At 62.6% G+C, this 3005-nt stretch carries 3 protein-coding genes; 1 reads left to right on the top strand and 2 read right to left on the bottom strand.

The features are described from left to right. Nucleotides 1–1474: methyl-accepting chemotaxis protein (locus Q1M07_RS09200; protein ID WP_300453234.1), on the top strand; the 1474-nt coding region annotated here is incomplete at its 5' end. 122 nt (nucleotides 1475–1596) lie between these two features. Here the strand turns inward: Q1M07_RS09200 and Q1M07_RS09195 are convergent. Together Q1M07_RS09195 and Q1M07_RS09190 are read right to left on the bottom strand one after the other, a co-directional pair. Then, nucleotides 1597–2796 carry an acetate/propionate family kinase gene (locus Q1M07_RS09195; protein ID WP_300453232.1) on the bottom strand — a complete coding sequence of 400 codons (1200 nt, stop codon included), beginning with the start codon at nucleotides 2794–2796 and terminating at the stop codon, nucleotides 1597–1599. Next, nucleotides 2793–3005 (bottom strand): phosphate acyltransferase (locus tag Q1M07_RS09190; RefSeq protein WP_300453230.1); only part of this gene is annotated, 213 nt, incomplete at its 5' end. The genes Q1M07_RS09190 and Q1M07_RS09195, both read right to left, overlap by 4 nt.

The raw sequence follows: 3005 nt of genomic DNA, 5'->3' as shown, positions 1-3005 counted from the left end.
GGCGCAGATCGCCTTCAAGACCCAGGTTCAGGAGTGGAAGAACATTCTGTTGCGCGGGCATGAAAAGGACAGCTTCGACAAATATCTTGCGCAGTTCGGCGATGAAGAAAAGAAAGTCCAGGCGCATCTCGAACATGTCCTGAACGATCCGTCCATGCCGGGCGAGCAAGTGGCCGAGCTCAAGGCGATCGCGAGTCAACACCTTGAATTGGGGCGGGCTTATCGGGAGGCGCTGAAGAGCTACAGCCCGGAGCGGCCCGACGCCGCGCAAGTCGTCGACAAGCTGGTCAAAGGCAAGGATCGGCATATTTCGGAGGCGATCAATACGCTGGTTCAAAACGCCGAAGCGGCCGGCGCCAAAGAAAGCCGCGCCAATGTCGAGCGCTCGGAAAGCATGTACGAACGCGTCCGGAACGGCCTGATCGCCGGCATTGCGATTGCCGCGGCGCTTCAGCTCGGGCTCTCGGTCGCAACCGGCCGGCGTGTTGTCGAGGCCATCGGGCAGCTCGAGCGCGCCATGGGTGAAATCGCCCGGACCTGGAACCTCAAGCTCCGTGTCGCGATCACCGGAAAAGACGAAATCGCCGCTGCCGCCACGACCTTCAACGCGCTTCTGGAAAGTTTCGAGGATATCGTCGGACGGGTGCGCAACGGCATTGCCGGAATCAATTCGGCCAATGAGCGCTTGATCGGGCTCTCTTCCAATCTGAAGGTGGCCACCCACCTGCAAAGCGACTCCACGGCCGCAATCGCCACCGCCATCGAGCAAAGTTCAACCAGCATTGCGGTGGTCAAGGACGGTGCTTTCGACGCGAAGGCGGCCTCGGAACAATCTTGCCAAATGGCGGGCAATGGCGTCGTGAGTCTGGAAAGCGCTCTGGCCGAGATGCGTGAAACCGTCGAGCTTGTGCAACACACCGCCCTGACGATCGAAAAACTCGGCGACGAAACCGCGCAGATATCGGGAATCGTGCAGGTCATCAAGGATGTCGCCGACCAGACCAATCTGCTTGCGCTCAACGCCGCCATCGAAGCGGCCCGTGCCGGAGAGCAGGGGCGCGGTTTCGCCGTCGTTGCCGACGAAGTGCGCAAACTGGCGGAACGGACGAGCGGGGCGACCGCCGAAATCGGTGCGGTGATCGGACGGATTCAGGCGGGGACCAAAGAATCCGTCGAGAAAATGCACGTGATGGTCGATCACGTCTCCAAAGACACTTCCCACATCAACTCGGCCAGTGACGTCATCCAGGGCATCCGCGATTCGGCGAACGCGGTGGTCGGCACGACTTCGGAGATCAATCTGGCGCTCGTCGAGCAGTCGCACGCCATCGAGGACATCGCCAAGCGGGTGGCTGCAATTGCAGATGCGACCGACCGGAACGGTGTGGCTGTGAGCGATATCGCCGAGCAGGCTGAATGCCTTCGGACGCTCGGTCGCTCGCTCGAAGAGGCAATCTGCCGCTTTCACGCCTGAGCGGGTAGCGCCAGCCCGATACTTCAATGGACATGCGGCAGCCGATGCCCGTCATGTCGGGCGGCACGAAAAAGGGCGGTCGTCTGGCCGACCGCCCTTTACGACTTACCGCGTTGGGTCAATTAGTTGAGTCCAAGCAGATTGACCGCGTGGTGGCCGATCATCCATTCCTCGTTGGTCGGCACGACCAGCACTTCGACCTTGCTGTCCTTGGTGTGGATGCGGGTCGCGTGGCGCAGGTTGGCGGCGGGGTAGAGATGCAGACCGGTCCATTCCAGCCATTCGGCGATGCGGGCGCGGATCGGCGCGGCGTGTTCGCCGATGCCACCGGTGAATACCAGCGCTTCGAGGCCGCCGGAAGCCATCGATAGTTGGCCGACCATGCAGGCGGCGCGGTAGCAGAACAACTCGACGGCTTCCTTGGCCGAGTGCTCGTCCGATTCGAGCAGGACACGCATATCCTGGCTGATGCCGGAAACCCCGAGCAGACCCGACTGTTTGTAGACCAGGCTGGCGATCGCCTTGGCATCCATGCCCTTTTGTTCGAGGAGGTACAGGAGCACGCCGGGATCGAGGCTGCCGGTACGGGTGCCCATCATGAGGCCGTCGACTGCGGTGAAGCCCATGCTGGTGTCGCGGGACAGCCCGTCGCGCAGCGCGCACATGCTGGCGCCGTTGCCGAGGTGGGCGATGACGATGGCGCCGCGGGATTTTTCCTCGCCGAGGAGATCCGGCAGCTGGCGCGCCACGTATTCGTAGGACAGCCCGTGGAAACCGTAGCGCTTGACGCCTTCGTTGAAGAGCGCGCGGGGAATCGGGAATCGTTCGGCCACCGGCAGACGGGTGCGGTGAAAGGCAGTATCGAAACAGCCCACCTGTTTGACTTCCGGCATCAGGTTGAAGAGCGACTTGATGGCCCGCAGGTTGTGGGGTTGATGCAGGGGGGCGAGCGGAATCAGGGTTTCGAGTTCGGCCACGACTTCCGGAGTCAGCACGACCGGAGCGCCGTAGTGGTCGCCGCCATGCACGATGCGGTGGCCGGCGGCAACGATCTCGACGCCCGGACTGTGGCGATTGATCCATTCGAAGATGAACTCGAGCGCCAGGCGGTGCTGGCCGTTCTGATCGGTGTCCGGCGGGACGGCGAGGGCTTCGGTAAAGCGCTCGCCGGTGTTGGTGTCACGGGCGGACATCAGCGGCTCAGCCCCGATGCCTTCCACCTGACCCGACAGGCGTGGCATATCGGCCAGCTTGGGGGTCATCGGGAAAAGGGCGAATTTCAGGCTGGACGAACCAGCGTTGAGGATGAGAACAGCTTTCACAGACGGACTCCCTGGCGACGTTTATGGGCCATCAGCTGCGCGATTGCACAGGATGCGGTACGGGTTTCTGCGGTATCGGCACGGCTGGTGAGCACGATGGGCACGCGGGCACCCAGCACCACGCCGGCCATCAGGGCGTCAGCGAGGTATTCGAGCTGCTTGGCGACCATGTTGCCGGATTCGAGATCGGGCACGACGAGGATGTCGGC

Origin of the sequence: Accumulibacter sp. (assembly GCF_029255285.1) — a bacterium.
Classification (GTDB): Bacteria; Pseudomonadota; Gammaproteobacteria; order Burkholderiales; family Rhodocyclaceae; genus Accumulibacter.
This window is presented reverse-complemented; position numbering and strand designations above follow the sequence as displayed.